The sequence below is a fragment of the Chryseobacterium indologenes genome (genome assembly GCF_001295265.1).
Taxonomy (GTDB): Bacteria; Bacteroidota; Bacteroidia; order Flavobacteriales; family Weeksellaceae; genus Chryseobacterium; species Chryseobacterium indologenes_A.
The window spans coordinates 16,702-33,003 of the sequence record NZ_LJOD01000004.1 but is presented as its reverse complement, the minus strand read 5'-3'; the positions used below and the strand labels follow the sequence as shown (position 1 = coordinate 33,003).

16 protein-coding genes are annotated in these 16,302 nt (G+C 37.7%); 1 reads left to right on the top strand and 15 read right to left on the bottom strand.

All coding sequences use genetic code 11. From position 1 onward, the window contains the following. Nucleotide 1: 1 nt before the first annotated feature. Nucleotides 2–919 (top strand): hypothetical protein, encoded by a 918-nt coding sequence (locus AOB46_RS07740; protein ID WP_241489177.1) that lies wholly within the window; start codon nt 2–4, stop codon nt 917–919. Here the strand turns inward: AOB46_RS07740 and AOB46_RS07735 are convergent. From AOB46_RS07735 to AOB46_RS07665, 15 genes are all read right to left on the bottom strand, one after another. Continuing rightward, complete coding sequence (locus tag AOB46_RS07735; RefSeq protein ID WP_062697994.1) at nt 916–1,857, bottom strand: glycosyltransferase family 2 protein; 942 nt, start codon at nt 1,855–1,857, stop codon at nt 916–918. The genes AOB46_RS07740 and AOB46_RS07735 overlap by 4 nt on opposite strands. A gap of 174 nt (nt 1,858–2,031) precedes the next feature. Continuing rightward, on the bottom strand, nt 2,032–2,976 hold the full coding sequence (locus tag AOB46_RS07730; RefSeq protein ID WP_062697992.1) for a glycosyltransferase family 2 protein: 945 nt from the start codon (nt 2,974–2,976) through the stop codon (nt 2,032–2,034). 276 nt (nt 2,977–3,252) lie between these two features. Further along, nucleotides 3,253–4,188: a glycosyltransferase family 2 protein gene (locus tag AOB46_RS07725; protein ID WP_062697990.1), complete on the bottom strand. Its 936-nt coding sequence runs from the start codon at nt 4,186–4,188 to the stop codon at nt 3,253–3,255. A 1-nt stretch (nt 4,189) separates the two neighbouring features. Further along, nucleotides 4,190–5,128 carry a glycosyltransferase family 2 protein gene (locus AOB46_RS07720; RefSeq protein WP_062697988.1) on the bottom strand — a complete coding sequence of 313 codons (939 nt, stop codon included), beginning with the start codon at nt 5,126–5,128 and terminating at the stop codon, nt 4,190–4,192. 4 nt (nt 5,129–5,132) lie between these two features. Then, the gene (gene asnB / locus AOB46_RS07715) at nt 5,133–6,929 is read right to left on the bottom strand and encodes an asparagine synthase (glutamine-hydrolyzing) (RefSeq protein WP_062697987.1); all 1,797 of its coding nucleotides are present in this window, start codon (nt 6,927–6,929) and stop codon (nt 5,133–5,135) included. A 47-nt stretch (nt 6,930–6,976) separates the two neighbouring features. After that, a complete protein-coding gene (locus AOB46_RS07710; protein ID WP_062697985.1) occupies nt 6,977–7,900 on the bottom strand; it encodes a glycosyltransferase family 2 protein in 924 nt (307 codons plus the stop codon). A gap of 60 nt (nt 7,901–7,960) precedes the next feature. After that, nucleotides 7,961–8,629 (bottom strand): NAD(P)-dependent oxidoreductase, encoded by a 669-nt coding sequence (locus AOB46_RS07705; RefSeq protein ID WP_062697983.1) that lies wholly within the window; start codon nt 8,627–8,629, stop codon nt 7,961–7,963. Nucleotides 8,630–8,708: 79 nt separating this feature from the next. Further along, entirely contained in the window at nt 8,709–9,635 is a 927-nt protein-coding gene (locus AOB46_RS07700) for a glycosyltransferase (RefSeq protein WP_062697981.1), read from the bottom strand. Nucleotides 9,636–9,651: 16 nt separating this feature from the next. After that, nucleotides 9,652–10,518, bottom strand: coding sequence for a glycosyltransferase family 2 protein (locus tag AOB46_RS07695; protein ID WP_062697979.1), 867 nt, complete (start codon nt 10,516–10,518; stop codon nt 9,652–9,654). Beyond that, nucleotides 10,518–11,372: a glycosyltransferase family 2 protein gene (locus AOB46_RS07690; RefSeq protein WP_062697977.1), complete on the bottom strand. Its 855-nt coding sequence runs from the start codon at nt 11,370–11,372 to the stop codon at nt 10,518–10,520. Before AOB46_RS07690 ends, AOB46_RS07695 begins: the two co-directional genes overlap by 1 nt. Further along, nucleotides 11,369–12,487 (bottom strand): glycoside hydrolase family 99-like domain-containing protein, encoded by a 1,119-nt coding sequence (locus AOB46_RS07685; RefSeq protein ID WP_062697975.1) that lies wholly within the window; start codon nt 12,485–12,487, stop codon nt 11,369–11,371. Before AOB46_RS07685 ends, AOB46_RS07690 begins: the two co-directional genes overlap by 4 nt. A 3-nt stretch (nt 12,488–12,490) precedes the next feature. After that, nucleotides 12,491–13,105 (bottom strand): DapH/DapD/GlmU-related protein, encoded by a 615-nt coding sequence (locus AOB46_RS24040; protein ID WP_062697973.1) that lies wholly within the window; start codon nt 13,103–13,105, stop codon nt 12,491–12,493. Between the two features lie 11 nt (nt 13,106–13,116). Then, entirely contained in the window at nt 13,117–14,268 is a 1,152-nt protein-coding gene (gene rffA, locus AOB46_RS07675) for a dTDP-4-amino-4,6-dideoxygalactose transaminase (protein WP_062697971.1), read from the bottom strand. A gap of 202 nt (nt 14,269–14,470) precedes the next feature. Beyond that, the gene (locus tag AOB46_RS07670) at nt 14,471–15,139 is read right to left on the bottom strand and encodes a formyltransferase family protein (RefSeq protein WP_062697969.1); all 669 of its coding nucleotides are present in this window, start codon (nt 15,137–15,139) and stop codon (nt 14,471–14,473) included. Further along, nucleotides 15,136–16,269, bottom strand: a complete 1,134-nt coding sequence (locus tag AOB46_RS07665) for an acetyl-CoA carboxylase biotin carboxylase subunit family protein (RefSeq protein WP_062697967.1) — start codon at nt 16,267–16,269, stop codon at nt 15,136–15,138. Before AOB46_RS07665 ends, AOB46_RS07670 begins: the two co-directional genes overlap by 4 nt. Between the last annotated feature and the right edge of the window lie 33 nt (nt 16,270–16,302).

The following is a 16,302-nucleotide window of genomic DNA, read 5'->3' as shown; positions in this document are numbered from 1 at the left end:
TATGGGAAAATTTTTATTTAAAATATCATTCTATATCATAGGAATTACGGCTGTTCTCCTTATTCTGGGATCTTATGCAGATGGAAATACGGATGATGACTATATGCATTTCGCAGTTGAAAAACCCCACAATATTATTTTGGGAGATTCCAGAGGAGCACAGGGAATTGTTCCATCGGTTTTGAAAGAGAAGCTGGCCGTTCCTTTTGATAATTTTTCCCTTAATATTGTCTATTCGCCATACGGCCGGATTTATTTAAAAGCTTTAAAAAGGAAACTGAATCCGGAAACAAAAAACGGAATTTTTATCCTTACTGTAAATCCGTGGAATCTTTCCCTGAATCATATTGTAAAGAAAGAAGAGGATTTTCCGGAAGAAAAATCACCGCTTAAGAACATGTATTTTTATGATATGTCGCCGAATTATGAATATCTGTTGAGAAACTATACCAAAAGCTGGTTTAAGATATATACAGACCGTGAAGAGGTTGGAAGGTCCAATACCTTTCTTCATAAAGATGGGTGGATGGAAGTAAACGTGGATATGAACAAAGATTCCGTAGCGGCACGAACAGTGGTGAAAGCAAAGGAATACAGGGCTATGATGGAGAATTACAGCCTTTCGGATGAACGGTTAAAGGCTTTGAATGATATCATCCATTACCTTAAAGATAAAGGAACAGTGTATCTGGTTCGGATTCCCACTTCTAAAAATCTTACAGAGATAGAAAATGAAAAGTTTCCGGAATTTAATAGTATTATGAAAGAGGTTTCAGAGAAACACCATTTGAAATATTATAATTTTGCGGATCAGTATAGTGAGTTTCAATATACAGACGGAAATCATGTGTACAAAGAATCAAGTAAAGATCTTACTGCCCGTATTGGAGATTCTATCCGGGCAGAACGTAAAAATTAAAGCAGGTAATTCCTGAAATTAATATTATAGAGGCCGGAACGGATGCTTGGATAATCAGTAATAAGATATTTTAAAATCAGTCCCCATTTTTTAACAACAGGAGCTTCTGCAATCTGAAAACTACGGTGCATTCTTCTGATATGCAGTTTTACGTCATCAGAAATAGCATCCTCGGCTGAAGCCCAGTCATTAACTTCTTTCCATAGCAATACTTTGGTTTTGGCGGGCTTCACTGCTTTAGCTTCCACTTTTGTGATCCTGTTATCCTCATGAACTCCTCTTATTGCCACTGCCTTATCTAAAATGCCGGGATAAAGATCAAGATAAAAGGACAGGCGGAATAAAAACTCAGAATCCTGGTGAAGCCTTAAAGTAGTTTTGAATAGAGGGTTCATTTTTTTCATTAACGACTCTTTCCGGATAGTTAATGTATCAATACTGAATAAGCCAAAGCTCCCGCGCATATGAAGCTGTCCGGGGAAAACTTCTTTTGGACTGTGCTTTTTATAAACCGTTGTTAATTTATCCTTATACAGGTTGTAATACTGTTCTTTTGCTTTTTCAGAATAATACTGTACGCCAAGAGCACCATAAACCCCTTCTACTTCAGGATTTTTAAAAAGTTCTTTTTCAGCTTCAAATCGGTTGGAAAGGTAGTAATCGTCTGCATCCAGGAATGCAATAAAGTCTCCGGTGGACTTTTCTATGCCCAGATTTCTGCTGGGACCAGCGCCGTGATTGCCTTTATCAGGATGTTGGAATAGCTTTACTTTCTCATATTTCCCGGCAAGCTGTATGCATATCGGAAGCACATTGTCGGGAGATTTATCCTCAATAAGAATCACTTCATGTACTTCATCAAGCTGAAGTGCAGATTCTACGGCTTGGGTTATAAACTTTTCCGCATTATAAACAGGGATAATGACCGATATTTTCATTTTATGTGTTAGTTTTCCAACAGCAAATATAATAAAGTGGAGAAGATTATATGGATTCTTTATTCTATAATTTGCTACAGAATAGTATTGAGCCTAAGTTCGGGATAACAATTTCTGATTTCCAGGGTTTAAAGCTGGGAGGACAAGGTATGAGGTCATTTTACATCCTCCATCTCATGAAAACAGGGAATGTTTGAAATTGATGTTGTATAATCCGGATCGTATGCTCCTGAAATCGGTAAACAAATATTTTATGACCATTCCCCACTTGTGCGTTCTGGGAGCATTGGCAATTTTAAAACTCCGCTGCATCCTTTTAATGTGGAGTTTTACATGGTCAGGAATTGTGTCCTCACTTTGAGACCACCGGCGTACTTCATTCCAAAGAAGGGCTCTTGAGATAGCAGGATCTACAATGCCCGTATCAACTTTAGTAATTCTGTTATTTTCATGAACTCCTCTCATGGCAATTGCTTTATCCAGTATGCCGGGATAAAGGTTAAGATAATAGGACAGTCTGAAGAGGAATTCGGTATCTTCATGAAGCCTTAGGGAGGGTTTAAAGAGAGTATCCATTTTTTCCATTAAGGAATCCCGCCGTACGGTAAGGGTATCAATGCTGAAAAGCCCGAAACTGCCCAGCATATGGATCTGGCCCAGGAAAAGTTCATCGGGACTGTGTTTTTTGTAAACGGTAGTCAGCCTGTCTCTGAATAGCTGATAATATTGCTCTTTTGCTTTTTCTGAGTAGTAGTGTACACCAAGGGCACCGTAAACTCCTTCTACATTAGGATCTTTGAAAAGTTCTTTTTCCGCGTCAAATCTGTTGGGAAGGAAGTAATCGTCAGCGTCCAGAAAAGCAATGAAATCGCCGGTTGCTTTTGCTATTCCCAGGTTTCTGCTGGGGCCGGCACCATGATTTTTCTGATCCGGATGTTGATATAGTCTTACTTTGTCATATTTTTTTTCAAGACCGCGGCATATTTCCAGGGCATTATCCGGAGACTGGTCTTCAATCAGAATGATTTCATATACTTCCTCGAATTGCAGAGCCGATTCAACAGCTTGAGTCACAAATTTTTCTACATTATAAACGGGAACGATTACTGAGATCTTCATTTTCTGTTGTGGAGATTTGAATGATTTGCGTTTTTTCTTATAATGATTACTCGTTTGAATTCATTAAAAAACAGAACCTTTAATTTATAGAAACGGTGTTTCTTTTACCGTAACCATAATCAGTATTTTTAACAGACGGTGTTGATGGTTTTTGTTTTTTCCTTTCAAAAATAGTTAAAAATAATTTTAAAATTCTAGTTTTTGTGAAATATTATTAATGTATTTTTCATGCTGACAGTCATAGAAACTCTGGCACCTTCAGCAATAATTAAGCCGTTAATAATGCAAATATGTAAACCTGTATTTCGTTCTTAATATCCGGGGATCTTTAAGAATAGCCGTGAATAGTTTGTAAATTTTAGAAAGCCCTTTTTTTTGAGAGAGTTCAAAAGCTTTTTTCTGTAGATTAATATGCCGGGCTGCATCTGCATCCGGCTGCACTGCCTGAGACCATTGAAAGAGGGAGTTCCAGAAGAGAAACTGCTTCTCATTATATTGTGGAGAATATTTTACAATTTGGGTGATCCTGTTATCATCATGCATTCCCCTGATGGCTACGGGCTGATTTATAATTCCGGATTTCAGATGGCAATGAAAAGCCAGCCTAATAATAAAATCAGAATCCTGATGCAGGCGCAGATTCTTATTGAAATACAGATTCCTGGATTCAACGGAAGACCTTTTTACAGTAAGAGCATCCAATGTAAAAAATGAACCGAATTTTTTCGGAGTAAGCCCTAAAAGTCCCCTGAAGACTTCTTTCCCTTCTGCATGGTAATTAACCGTTAAAAGATACTGATCATTAATATTAGACAAGCATTCTTTTTTCCCTTTTTCTGTGAGATATTCTGTTCCTATGGCATTGAAAACGCCTTCAATTTCAGGATCTTTAAAAATTTCTTTTTCTGCGTCAAAACGATTGGGAAGGAAATAGTCGTCAGCATCCAGGAACGCAATAAAATCAGAAGAAGCCTTTTTCATTCCCAGATTCCTGCTGGCTCCGGCTCCATGGTTTCCTTGATCAGGATGCTGGTAAAGCTTTACTCTTTCATATTTTCCGGCAAGTTCCCGGCATACCAGCAGTGCGTTATCCGGAGACCGGTCTTCCACAAGAATAACTTCCTGTACCTCATCAAACTGCAGGGCCGATTCTACAGCCTTGGATACATATTTTTCGGCATTGTATACAGGAATGATTACTGATATGTTCATTTTATCGGCGGTAATAGGTAAAACGATATCTCGTCTTTAAGATCTCAGGGTTTTTAATGGCTTCCAGAAGTATGCAGGCATATTTACCTGCTCCATGTTTTAAAGCAAGATCAAATGATTTATAAATGAGATAAATTCTCTTTTTATACTCATTGGGTAACTTCCGGGATACAGACCAGTTATAGAGGGAAGTCCAGTATAAAAGCTGCCGTTGATTGTATTCCGGGGTATACCTGATAATTTTGGTAATCCTGTTGTTGTCATGAATGCCTCTCATAGCAATGGCCTTATCTATAATGCCTGTTTTCAGATGGCAATGATAAGCAAGCCTGATGGTGAATTCTGTATCCTGATGGAGGCGGAGAGCAGGATTAAAACGTATTCCGTGACGGTCCAGAGACTGTCTCTTTATGGTCAGTGTATTCAGAGGTATTGATGTGGCGAAAAATTTAGGGGTAAGCCTTAAAAGGCCCCGGAAAATTTCCTCTCCTTCTGCAGGATAATTCACAGTACTCAGTGAGATGTTGTTAAATTTCGACTGGAACTCCTGTTTTCCTTTTTCTGTTAAATATTCCGTGCCTATAGCACCGAAAACACCTTCAATATCAGCGTTTTTAAAAATTTCTTTTTCTGCATCAAAACGGTTGGAAAGATAGAAATCATCTGCATCCAGAAATGTAATAAATTCCTCAGATGCTTTTTCAATTCCCAGATTTCTGGTGGCAGCCGCCCCTCTGTTTTCTCCGTTAGGATGCTGAAAAAACCTGATTCTGTAGTCTTCGGCTGCCAGTTTCCGGCATACCGTGAGAGAGTCATCTGCTGATCCGTCCTCAATAAGGATAATTTCTTTTACTTCTTCCAGCTGAAGAGCAGATCCTACTGCTTTTTCTAAAAATTCAGCCGCATTATAAACGGGTATGATAACTGAAACTCTAATCATTATCTTATAGTATGGTTGCGTTATTATCTGCCCAGAGCGCCAGTTGCAGGATGTTCCAGTGCTTTTCATCCTTATTCAGGAATTGCTGTGCTGCTTTAAAATCTATATAACTGAAAACCTTATGATCCGGGTTTTTCAGCAGGTCATCAGAAAGCTGCATCAGATTGTCTTCAGCAAACCAGTTTTTTACACCCAGTCCAAAGCCTTGTTTGTGCCGTTTTCTGATAGTTTCTGTCCAATAGGAGCCCATTGCTTCACGAAGAATGATTTTGTCGTTAGTATCATCCAGTTTCAGCTGATCCGGAAGCTGTATACAGAACTCTGCAAAATCCAGATCAAGGAACGGAGTACGAACTTCCAGTGAATTGGCCATAGCCATCCGGTCTGATTTTACCAGCATATTAGACGGGACATAATTTTCAAGATCTATCCGCATAATATCATTCAGGGAGTCGGAGTCAGGCGTAAAACTATAGTTCTGTATATAATCAGAGTTGATTCCCAGCTGATAGCGCTCCTGCTTATTGAAGGCATTTCTTACGGAATTCAGATGGAAATCCATGATGGATGGATATTCTATATTTTTCCGGGTAAGGTAAGAGGTTGTTCTCAGTTTCTGATACAGTTTCAGACCAAACTGGGCAACAATATTTTTGTAGCTGAAATGATTTCTTAATTTATTTTCAACGGTATAGAAATGGTAGCCTCCAAAGAGTTCATCACCTACATCTCCGGATAATACCACAGTCAGCTTTTCCCGTGCATATTTACAGATCTCGTAGTGAGGAATGAATGAAGCATCAGCAAAAGGTTCATCAAAAAAAGGGGAGATCTTTAAAAGCGATGCGGCAAGATCTTCTTTCTTCTCATGAACTTCTATATGATTGGTATTGTATTTATCAGCAATTTCTTTTGCATATTTCAGCTCATTATCTTTATGATCATATCCGAAACTGATGGTGGTCTGTCTTGGAAGGAATTCATCAACTAAAGCAACTACAGATGAAGAATCTAATCCTCCGCTTAGAAAACTTCCTACTTCCACATCAGCAATAAGCTGCTTTTTTACTGCATTTTTCAGCAGGTAAAGAAATTCATCCTTAGCATCGGAAAGGCTGATGGTCCTGTCTTTTGCAGGAAGGCTGTAATACCGGGAGACGGTAAATTTTCCCTCTTTCCAGATCAGCTGGTGAGCCGGAGGAAGGGTAAATATATTGCTGTAAATGCTTTGATAAGTGCTTACATATCCGTATTGAAGATAGTGGGAAAGGGCATCGTTGCTTACTTTAGGCCTGATTAGCCCTGAAGCCAGAATTGCCTTGATCTCTGAGGCAAAAATAAATTCATTGTTATTTCCAATAGCATAATAAAACGGTTTTTCTCCAAAACGGTCTCTTGCACAGAAGAGCTTTTGTTTCTGGTCATCCCAGAGCGCAAAAGCAAACATACCCGGAAGATCATGAATAAGGTCTTCCTGTTTTCTCTGGTACATCGCCAGAATAACCTCTGTATCTGAACTGCCGTGATAAGGATATTCAGCATATTTTCTCTTAAGATCCTGATAGCCGTAAATTTCACCGTTAAGAACAATACATTCATTCCGGGTATTGGAGAACATGGGCTGCTTTCCATTGTCAGAAAGGTCAATAATGGAAAGCCTGCGGTGTCCCAGAGCTGCATGATCATAAAATTCAAAGTGTGAGGAATCGGGGCCGCGGTGGATCAGAGAATCGGTCATCTTTTGGATCTCTTCCTGATAATTTCTGGCATTACTGCATATAATTCCTGCTATTCCGCACATAATATTTCGTTTTTCATCATTAATTTCTCGTTTATGTCTGTGCTAATTTACGACAGATTAAGAAAAGTAGCTCCTTTTTGGATTACCTTATTTCTGAAACTGATCAATTGCTTTTCATCGGAAGAGATTTTTTTATATTTCCGGGATAAGATTTTATACTGGGCCATGTTGCCAAGGATAAAATTCTTGATCATACTCTGTCTGAGTGCTTTTTTTTCCAGACGCACCGCATCAGGAAGATTAGGGTTCATAGCATTGATCTCAATCCGGACATTTTCAAATTTTGTGTAATCTATTTTATGGAGATTCTGTATTCCGTCATGTACAGCTTTGCTGCCCGGTATTAATAATACTTTCTTCTGATGAAAATGAATACGGTTTACAAATTCATTATCTTCACCATAATGGAAAAAATAAGGATTAAAACCTCCTACTGTTTCAATAGTTTTTCTTGGAAGAAGCCAGTGGGCAGCATTCACAAACCTGATCTCATAATAGGGTTTCAGGGTCTGAAAATAAAGGTCAGAGATCATTCTTGTTTTTTCATAATTGGCGGCAATATACTGATCTAAAAAAATATCCAGGTATTTTTCTGTACCATCAATATGAACAGGGCTTAGGATACCTATGCTGTCCTGATCCGGATGGGTATTATATACTTCAGTCATTTTCTCCATGGTATCCTGATACAGCCATGCATCCTGATTCATGAGGTAGAAGAATTCTGCTCCTTCTTTGTATGCTTTTTCAATGCCTATATTATTAGCTTTCCCGAATCCAAGGTTGGTTTCTGACTGTGTAAAATCTACTTCAGGAAAATGGGTTCTGATATAATCCTGCGTACCGTCTGAAGATCCGTTGTCTATGACGAAACATTTTACGGGAACTGAAGAGTTCCGCAGGCTGGTGAAGCACCTTTCCGCCCATTTCATGGCATTGTAGGTAACAATAATTATGTGAATCTTTGGCATTTTTCAGATAGGGATTTTAGGTTCAGTCCGGTTTTGTTATACATTAAATATAAGATGCTTTTAAATATACTTCCGGGTTAAGGTTTCCAGATAATCTTCGGGACTTATTCCTGAAAAAAATGTGTTTATATTTTCATCGAAATCCACCTTGTAGAAATCTCCTTCATCAGTTTCTGAATAGTTCGCTTTCTGCCCTGCCTGTTTTTCTATAGCATGAACAATCTCCTTCAGGTTATAATAGTAAGGGAAAGCAAGATTGATGATTTCATTGTGAACATTCAGACAATGCCTACTCAGAAATCCTGAAATATCATCAATATCAAGCAGCAACCTTCTGGCCTTAAGGTGCATGGCAAACTCGCGGTGGTCAGCAATCTGCTTTTTCAGAAAATTAAAAAGGGTATTCGGATTGCCTCCTTTTCCTACAATGTTTCCTATTCTCAGGATCAGAAAATTACCGGAGCTTTTTATAAGGTAATCTTCAGCTGACTTTTTATGCAGAACATACGGGCTGTTCTGCTTGGACTGGTCGTGGATGCTTAATGTGGAAAAATAAATGATCTTTTTTTCTTTGTTTTCTTCGTGAACGGATTTAAGGAGAGATAGTTCTCTTTCAAATTCTGCGGCTCTGGTTTCCAGGGAATTGGAAACGCCTGATGCAAAAAAGACAATGTCTTCTTTATCATAGGGCCTTACTGCATTTGCTATGATACCATTACCAATGATCATGGGTTAAATATTTTCATTAATTGTGTTATGTGCAGGGAACAATACTTCATATCTTTTACGGCACGGATGCCAGGCAGTTTTATTTAAGGTAATCAAAGATATGAAAATAGTATTTCATTTTTATTCCGGCTATAAGGCGTTGTAAAGGGGAAAGGCTTTTCAGATAGTTTCTGTAATACTGAAAACAGTATTCTTTATATCCATTTTTTAGAGAAGGATCCAGCTGAAGGCCGGAAACAGTTTCCTTTACAAAAGTATTTCTCCGGAATACCGAAAAAAGAGCATCTCTTGTTATCTGAGGTCTTTCGGAAGGGCTGAGCCTGGAAAATGTTTTAAATCCAATGCTTTGTTTAGGATGAATCCGGTATTCTCCCAGAATAGCTGAGACTGTCTGTACCGAATTTTTATCAGCAGCCAGCAGCAGCAGTTCATAATCGTGAATAATAACAGGATTTATTTTCTTTAAAGGAAGATGTTTTTTTAGAAATGTATTCCGGATAGCCATACTCATTCCGGGGAATATATTTCCCTGAAATAAAATTCTTTTAATAAGGTCCTGAGGTCCGGTAAACTGATCCGGTCCGTTATGATCAAGATCCCAGTAGGTGATTTCTTCGATACTGCTCACCGGTTCTCCGAAGAGTTTAATATTGTGGCAGATGATATTGGTATGATGATTATTTTCAAAAATCCGGGTGATGTATTCATTTTTATGAGGATACCAGCGGTCATCCTGGTCACAGAGAAAAACAAGATCAGCTGTGCACAGGCTCATTGCTTTCTCAAAATTTCCTACATAGCCTAAGTTTTCAGGATTTTCATAAATTTTAATGAGGTGCGGATATTTTTCCGAATATTCTTTCAGGATCTTTACCGTATTGTCTGAAGATTGGTCGTCACAAACGATAATCTCAGATACCGGAAGTGTCTGGCTCAGGATGCTGTCCAGCTGTTCGGCAATATAGGTTTCACCATTATAGGTGCAAAGGGCTACGGATGAGGTCATTTGTGTGTATTAAAGATCAGTTCTTTTTTTGAAAAAGGCGGTAATAATACTTTTTTAAAGCAAGGTATCCGGATACTGCTCTTCCGCCCGTCACTTTGTTGAATTCATTTCTCTGCTGAATATACTGTTTGGAACGTACTTCTATAATGTGATACATCAGTCTGTCATGAAGATCATCCCCATACAGTTTTTTCAGAGTAGGGAATATCCTGATTCTCTGCTGGAGGATTTTATAAAGATCAGAGGACATGCTGTTGGTATTGTCTTCTTTGCGATAATGGGCCAAAGGTTCATCCACAAGAAGAGCTTCCGGATTGTCTTTGGTGATATGAATCCACATGAGCCAGTCTTCGCAGCTTGTTAATGAGGTATCAAAAAGAAATCCTTCCAGGAGCTTACGGGAAATCAGAGCACAGTGGATCGGTATGCTGAATTTTAGATCCCATCCGAATACAATGCCTTCAAATGTTAAAAATTTCTGTTCAACCCGGTTGTATCCGGAAAGGTGCATGCCGTTTTTATAGATGGTGAACTGGCTTACAATCAACGGATACTCTTTATCCGAGGAAAGGCCTTTTGAAAATTTTTCCTTATGAATTGTATCATCCGAATCCAGAAACTGAATATAATCTCCGGAAGCTTTTTCGAGCCCTGCATTTCTGGCTGAAGATAAGCCTCCGTTCTTTTTATGCACATACTGAAAACGACTGTCTTTTTCCGTCCATTTTTTGGCGACAGCTTCCGTGTGATCTGTAGAACCATCATTCACAATAATACATTCCCAGTTCTGGTGGGTCTGATCAAGAACCGACTGCAGGCACTCGTCCAGATAGACGGCCTGGTTGTAGCAGGGAACGATGACGGAGACTTTTGTATAATTCATTACAGGTGTTTATAAAATTTACAGAATCCCAGTAGATGCCCCAGTTTTATCCAGCGGGATTGTTTTAGTTCCTTTTTAAGGTTGTTATTTTGGACAGTTTCTTTATCATATTCTTTTCTGCGTACAAAATTTTCAAGAAATAGACTTTCAATGTCAATATTTCTTCTTTCTGCCATTTTTATCAATGCAAGCCAATGCCAATAATTCGCTTGGTTTTCACTTTTATTAGATATTCCACCGCCATGTATTCTGTAAAGATAAAGATCTTTGTCTATATGCTTTACCGGGGCCACTTCACATATCTTCATATACCAGTCTTTATCTTCAGCCATTTTTAGATAGGTATCAATGCCTGATGTTTTGTTGTAAACGGATTTTTTGAATGTAGCAAAGTGGGAAATTTCAGCATTAAAGTTTAGGTATTTTTCATCTAAATCATTGATTTGTGTGGCTTTATGAACCTTTATCTTATTGAGCAGATGATCACAGAAAATAAAATTGGAATATATCAGTCCTACATCAGGATTTTCCGAATGGGCTGTAAATACAATTTCCAATGCTTCTTCTACCAGTGCATCATCAGGATCCAGAAATCCGCAAATTTCAGAATTGCTTAGTTCCACAAGTCTTCTTTTTGTGTAACCCACTCCTTTATTGGTTTCATTGGTATAAATCTTAAAACGGCAATCATCCTGAATTATGTTTTTAATAAGCTCAAGAGAATTATCTTTTGATGCATCGTCCAGAATAACAGCTTCCCAGTCTGTAAATGTCTGAGCAATAAGACTGTCAAAACATTCTTTAAAAAAATGTCCGTTATTGTAATTCGCAATCAGAATACTTATTTTACTCATAGTTGCCCTTTTTTTGACAAAATCTTTTTAAGAGCATTCAAATATCCAAATCCGTTTTTACGGTCCGGCTCCAGAATATTTCCTTCTGCCCACTCATTCCATGATTTTACAACTAAAAAATTTTCAGGGTAGTGTTTATCTTTCAGGAAGTCTACAGCTTTTTCTACCTGTTTTTCAAAAAGTTCAGGACTGTTGTTTCCTAAAATAATTCCGCGGTTGCCACTTCTTGGAGTGTTATCCCAATTAGGGATAAGGCATGGGAAGGTATCCACATCAGTCTCATCAAAATGCAGATCATTCACTACATCGGGTGCATTTTGAATATCAACAGGTTTTTGAAAGCTGACCGTTTTGAATCCTAAAATTCCTTTGATTCTATTCGTGTAATATTGTTTTGCTGAAATAGAAGGTCTTTTATTCATATGGGGTCGCCATGCCCTCATAAATGCATTCGATATTTTAGCCTGATATCCCAGGTGGTGATAGCCATAGTTGTCTTCAGTTTTGTTGCTGGCAATAAGATAAAGTCCGCTGAATCCGTTTTCTTTTGCAAGAGTATTGAATTTTTCAAGGTATTCCGGGGCTTTGTCCTGTAGGTGAATAGGATCATATACCACCAAAACAGGCTTATTGTCTACTTTGATATATCTGCTGTCTTTAAAAAAGGGCAGGAGGTATTCAAAATGGGCTATAAGATCTTCATCAGAATATATTTGTTCGGCCAAAACTTTATCTTTTAAACCGTGCCATATTCCGGACCAGGTTTCATTGGCCCAGCAGAAGCAGAATGGGAAGTCCGGTTTGCCGGATTTCAGTACTTCATAGGCTATACGTTCAAGCAATTGTTTTCCGTTTCCAAACCAGTAATGATAATAAATAAAGCCATAAACTCCATAGTCACGAGCCATTTGAGCCTGCTGTTCTCTTACTTCGGGAACACGTAGGTCATAATACCCCAGGTCAGCAGGGTAAATGGGTTGTTCATGCCCTTCAAATAAAGGTTTTGCCTTACCTACGTTGGTCCACTCTGTAAATCCTTTTCCCCACCATTCATCATTTTCCGGAATGGGATGATATTGAGGGAGATAAAATGCAAGTGTTTTTATTTTTTTCATAAATTATTTTTCTAATGTTTTTATCAGTTTAGCAGGGATTCCTGCAATTACCGAATTTTTTGGAAAGCTTTTATTAACTACCGAATTAGCCCCTATGATGCAGTTTTCACCAATAGTAACTCCCGGCAATATGCAGACTCCTTCACCAATCCATACATTATCTTCAATAATAACGGGGCCTTTGGAATATAGTGGTCTTTCTCCCGGAGTTTTATCCAGGTCCTCAATACTGATATTTCCATGTGAGTGGTCGGAAATATATATTCTGCTAGCCATTAATACGTTATTGCCAATACTGATTTTATTGATGGCTCCAATATGAACATCAGAATTAAAAATGACATTATCCCCGATCATGATTTCAGGGTGAAAAGATTCTCCGTAAAAATTATCCCATGCTTCCAGTCTTAAATTGAATAATGAGCTGAAGTTATCCCCAATTGCTATATATTTAGGGTTTTTGATCCAAAAAATCTCCGGAAGACTTGACTGTTTTCCAAAGGCTTTGAAGTTGTTTTTCGCCCAGTTGTCATTCTGTTGCTGCTTATACTTTTTATAAGCGTCTGAATGCAGGATTTTGAATATGAATTTAATAATATGTTTTTTTATGAAGCCCATATTTCCTGTTGCTAATTTTCCAGTGTTGAATAATACTCAAGAATGAGACTGATGATGTTTTCCTGTTCTGTTTTTTTCAGCTCGTAATAGAATGGCAGTCTTAAAAGACAGTCTGTAAAATGATCTGAGTTGGGAATATCAATAGGGGAATTGTCTTTCAAAAAGAATTCACTTTTATTCAGGCTCAGGTAGTGAAAAACGGGATGAACATCTCTTGTTTTCAGATATTGGATCAGGTTTGATCTTTCCCCGTAGTTTCTGCAGATAATATAGAACATATGGGCATTGTTCGTCGCATAACCCGGAATTTCCGGTAGTTTTATCAGTCCTTTTTTCTGTAAATCAGATAGACTGCTGTAATAATTCTGCCAGATGCTGATTCTTTTAGCCTGTATAGTCGGAAGGTTTTCAAGCTGTGCATATAAAAATGCTGATAATATTTCTGATGGAAGAAATGATGAACCAAGATCTACCCAGCCATATTTATTTACTTCTCCTCTGAAAAAAGCACTTCTGTTTGTCCCTTTTTCCCGGATTATTTCAGCGCGTGTATTGTATTTCTGATTGTTGATGACAAGCATCCCTCCTTCTCCGCAAATGATATTTTTTGTTTCATGGAATGAAAAGGCAGAGAAATCTCCGATGGATCCCAATGCTTTTTTTGTACCGTCAGAAAATGTATAGTAACTGTCAATGGCCTGTGCTGCATCCTCTACAACAAAAAGGTTGTGCTTTTTCGCCAAATTCATGATGGCTTCCATATCACAAGCAACTCCCGCATAGTGTACGGGAACAATAACCTTTGTTTTTTCTGTAATACATTTTTCAATTTCCGCAGGGTTAATATTGGGATTATTGGCATAAGAGTCTGCAAAAACTATTTTAGCACCCCGCAATACAAAAGCATTGGCAGAGGAAACGAAGGTATAGCTGGGAACAATAACTTCATCACCTTCCTGAATATCACACAATATAGCCGCCATTTCCAAAGCATCGGTACAGGATGTGGTAAGCAGTACTTTCTGAAAGCCAAATTTTTCTTCAAAAAAAGCATGACATTTTTTTGTGAAAATTCCGTCTCCTGAAATTTTGCCGCTTTTTACCGCTTCTTCAATATATTTAAGTTCGTTTCCTACTATAAACGGCTTATTAAATGGAATCATAGTGTTTTAATTTTTTGAATCTTGAATTTACAAATTTTTAAAATTTTGATACAAAGACAAATTTACATTCTATAGTACAATCTCCGCAGGATTTTCTGGATTTAGTTTGTTGTATTAATGGCTGACAGTAATTTTTAGGAGTGTTATATCCTTAATAATTTACTTTTTCGGCATTTAAACCTGTCTTTTGTAGCAGAGAGCATCATGCTAATTCTTTTATTCGATCCCAAAATTTTTCATTAATATCCGAGACATCAAAACATAAAGAAGGAGAAAATGATACATCAGTATTATGTATTTTGATGAAAGGGAATTCCTTTTTATTGGAACCATCGAATAATAAAACGTTCAGCAGGCACAAACATGCCGAGCGGAATACAGTATCTTCCACTAAACCGGCTGTATCCCAATCTACAGGAAAGCAGCTTTGTGCCAAGATTTCACCATGATCCACAATCTCGTCTACCTTATGTACAGTGGCTCCTATGAATTTTGAGTTTGCCTTTTTTGCCGCTTCTACTGTTTTCATTCCTATAAAACCTGAAAAAGAGGGCAGAAGTGAATAATGAAGGTTGATCAACTTCGACTGAAACAAATCTACAATTTCCTTATCAATGATTTTATGAATATTGGTTATAACAATATCCGGCGAAATTTGTAGTAATATATTTTTAAGACCGGCATTATTTTGCCTGCTGTACTCTATCTGATGGGAAGGAATATTGTTTTTTTGGGCATAATCCAAAGCATTACAGCTCCTGTCGCTTATTACACCTACTATTTTGATGGGAAGCTTTAATAGGGATGCTATTTCATTGATGAATATCAGAGTTCCACCTCCTCCAGAAACAAGGAAAACAACTTTTTTCATAATAAATCTATTCTTTTATCTGCCTGATAAATGAGATAACCAGACCGGTCGTTACTGCTTTTTACATCTTTCAGTTCATCGTTTTGAATCTCTTTTTTTATAACTGAGAAATCATCATTGATCGGATCATTTTTAAAATAATTCAGAATTATTTCTGTGTTTTTTGATAAGAAATACACTCCTGAATAATGCTGTCCGGAAAATGTCATATTCTTTTCTTGATATTCATTCATCGCAATATCAATTACAGATTGTACGTAGTCAAATCCTGTTGATAATTCTACAAGATCAGAACCTATAAAATCGCCGCCCATTCTGCTGCCTATTTCAACAACATATACTTTTCCTTCTGCTGTTATTTTGAATTCTATATGAGATGCTCCGTACTCAACTTCTGTAACCTTTAAGACTTCCAGGGTGATCTTTTTTATCTGGTTTTGGATGGATTGCGGTAGGTTACTTGGCTGATGATGGGCCAGTTCTACAAAATAGGGTTCCTCGGTTATGATTTTATCTGTAATGGTAATGATGTGGTGACAGCCTTGCCAGCTGACCGTTTCCACACTAACTTCGCTGCCCTCGATAAACTCTTCAACAACGCAGGTTTTACTGAAGGAAACTTCAATTGCTTTTTCAATTGCTTCCTGACATTCGCTTTCATTAAAAACTTTCACGACGCCAAGACTACCAGAACGGTCTGAAGGCTTTACTACCAAAGGATAATTCAAATGTTGAATTGAATCTTCCATATAGGATCGTAGTGTTGTAAATCTTGGTGAAGGAATACTGTTTTCATAAAAACATTTCCGCATGGCAGATTTGTTTGTGGTTAACAGGGCGCATTCTTCGGTATTGGAAATAAGATTCAGATGAGAGGCTACATATGAAATGGTAGGAATGCAAATATCTGTTGCAATAGTAATGATACCATTGATATTAACTTTTTCACAGGTTTCAAGAATTTTTTCTTTATCTAAAACTGAAATGTCATAAAAAAAGTCGGAAACGTCTTTACAAACCGCTTTGCCATCATCCCAGGCAAAACAATGAACTTCCAATCCATTTTTTTTTGCTTTCTGAACAAGTGGCAGTTGTAAGTAGCTTGCTCCCAATATTGCAATTTTTCTCATTGTTTAAATATTTAGATGATCCGGAAGAAAACT

Coding starts and splice junctions, on each gene's coding strand:
- AOB46_RS07725 (WP_062697990.1), bottom strand. CDS start 4,188: ATGAACATATCAGTAATCATTCCTGTATACAATGCCGAAAAATATGTA.
- AOB46_RS07665 (WP_062697967.1), bottom strand. CDS start 16,269: ATGAGAAAAATTGCAATATTGGGAGCAAGCTACTTACAACTGCCACTT.
- AOB46_RS24040 (WP_062697973.1), bottom strand. CDS start 13,105: ATGGGCTTCATAAAAAAACATATTATTAAATTCATATTCAAAATCCTG.
- AOB46_RS07670 (WP_062697969.1), bottom strand. CDS start 15,139: ATGAAAAAAGTTGTTTTCCTTGTTTCTGGAGGAGGTGGAACTCTGATA.
- AOB46_RS07710 (WP_062697985.1), bottom strand. CDS start 7,900: ATGCCAAAGATTCACATAATTATTGTTACCTACAATGCCATGAAATGG.
- asnB (WP_062697987.1), bottom strand. CDS start 6,929: ATGTGCGGAATAGCAGGAATTATATGCAGTAATGCCAGAAATTATCAG.
- AOB46_RS07740 (WP_241489177.1), top strand. CDS start 2: ATGGGAAAATTTTTATTTAAAATATCATTCTATATCATAGGAATTACG.
- AOB46_RS07735 (WP_062697994.1), bottom strand. CDS start 1,857: ATGAAAATATCGGTCATTATCCCTGTTTATAATGCGGAAAAGTTTATA.
- AOB46_RS07700 (WP_062697981.1), bottom strand. CDS start 9,635: ATGACCTCATCCGTAGCCCTTTGCACCTATAATGGTGAAACCTATATT.
- AOB46_RS07685 (WP_062697975.1), bottom strand. CDS start 12,487: ATGAAAAAAATAAAAACACTTGCATTTTATCTCCCTCAATATCATCCC.
- rffA (WP_062697971.1), bottom strand. CDS start 14,268: ATGATTCCATTTAATAAGCCGTTTATAGTAGGAAACGAACTTAAATAT.
- AOB46_RS07720 (WP_062697988.1), bottom strand. CDS start 5,128: ATGATTAGAGTTTCAGTTATCATACCCGTTTATAATGCGGCTGAATTT.
- AOB46_RS07695 (WP_062697979.1), bottom strand. CDS start 10,518: ATGAATTATACAAAAGTCTCCGTCATCGTTCCCTGCTACAACCAGGCC.
- AOB46_RS07690 (WP_062697977.1), bottom strand. CDS start 11,372: ATGAGTAAAATAAGTATTCTGATTGCGAATTACAATAACGGACATTTT.
- AOB46_RS07705 (WP_062697983.1), bottom strand. CDS start 8,629: ATGATCATTGGTAATGGTATCATAGCAAATGCAGTAAGGCCCTATGAT.
- AOB46_RS07730 (WP_062697992.1), bottom strand. CDS start 2,976: ATGAAGATCTCAGTAATCGTTCCCGTTTATAATGTAGAAAAATTTGTG.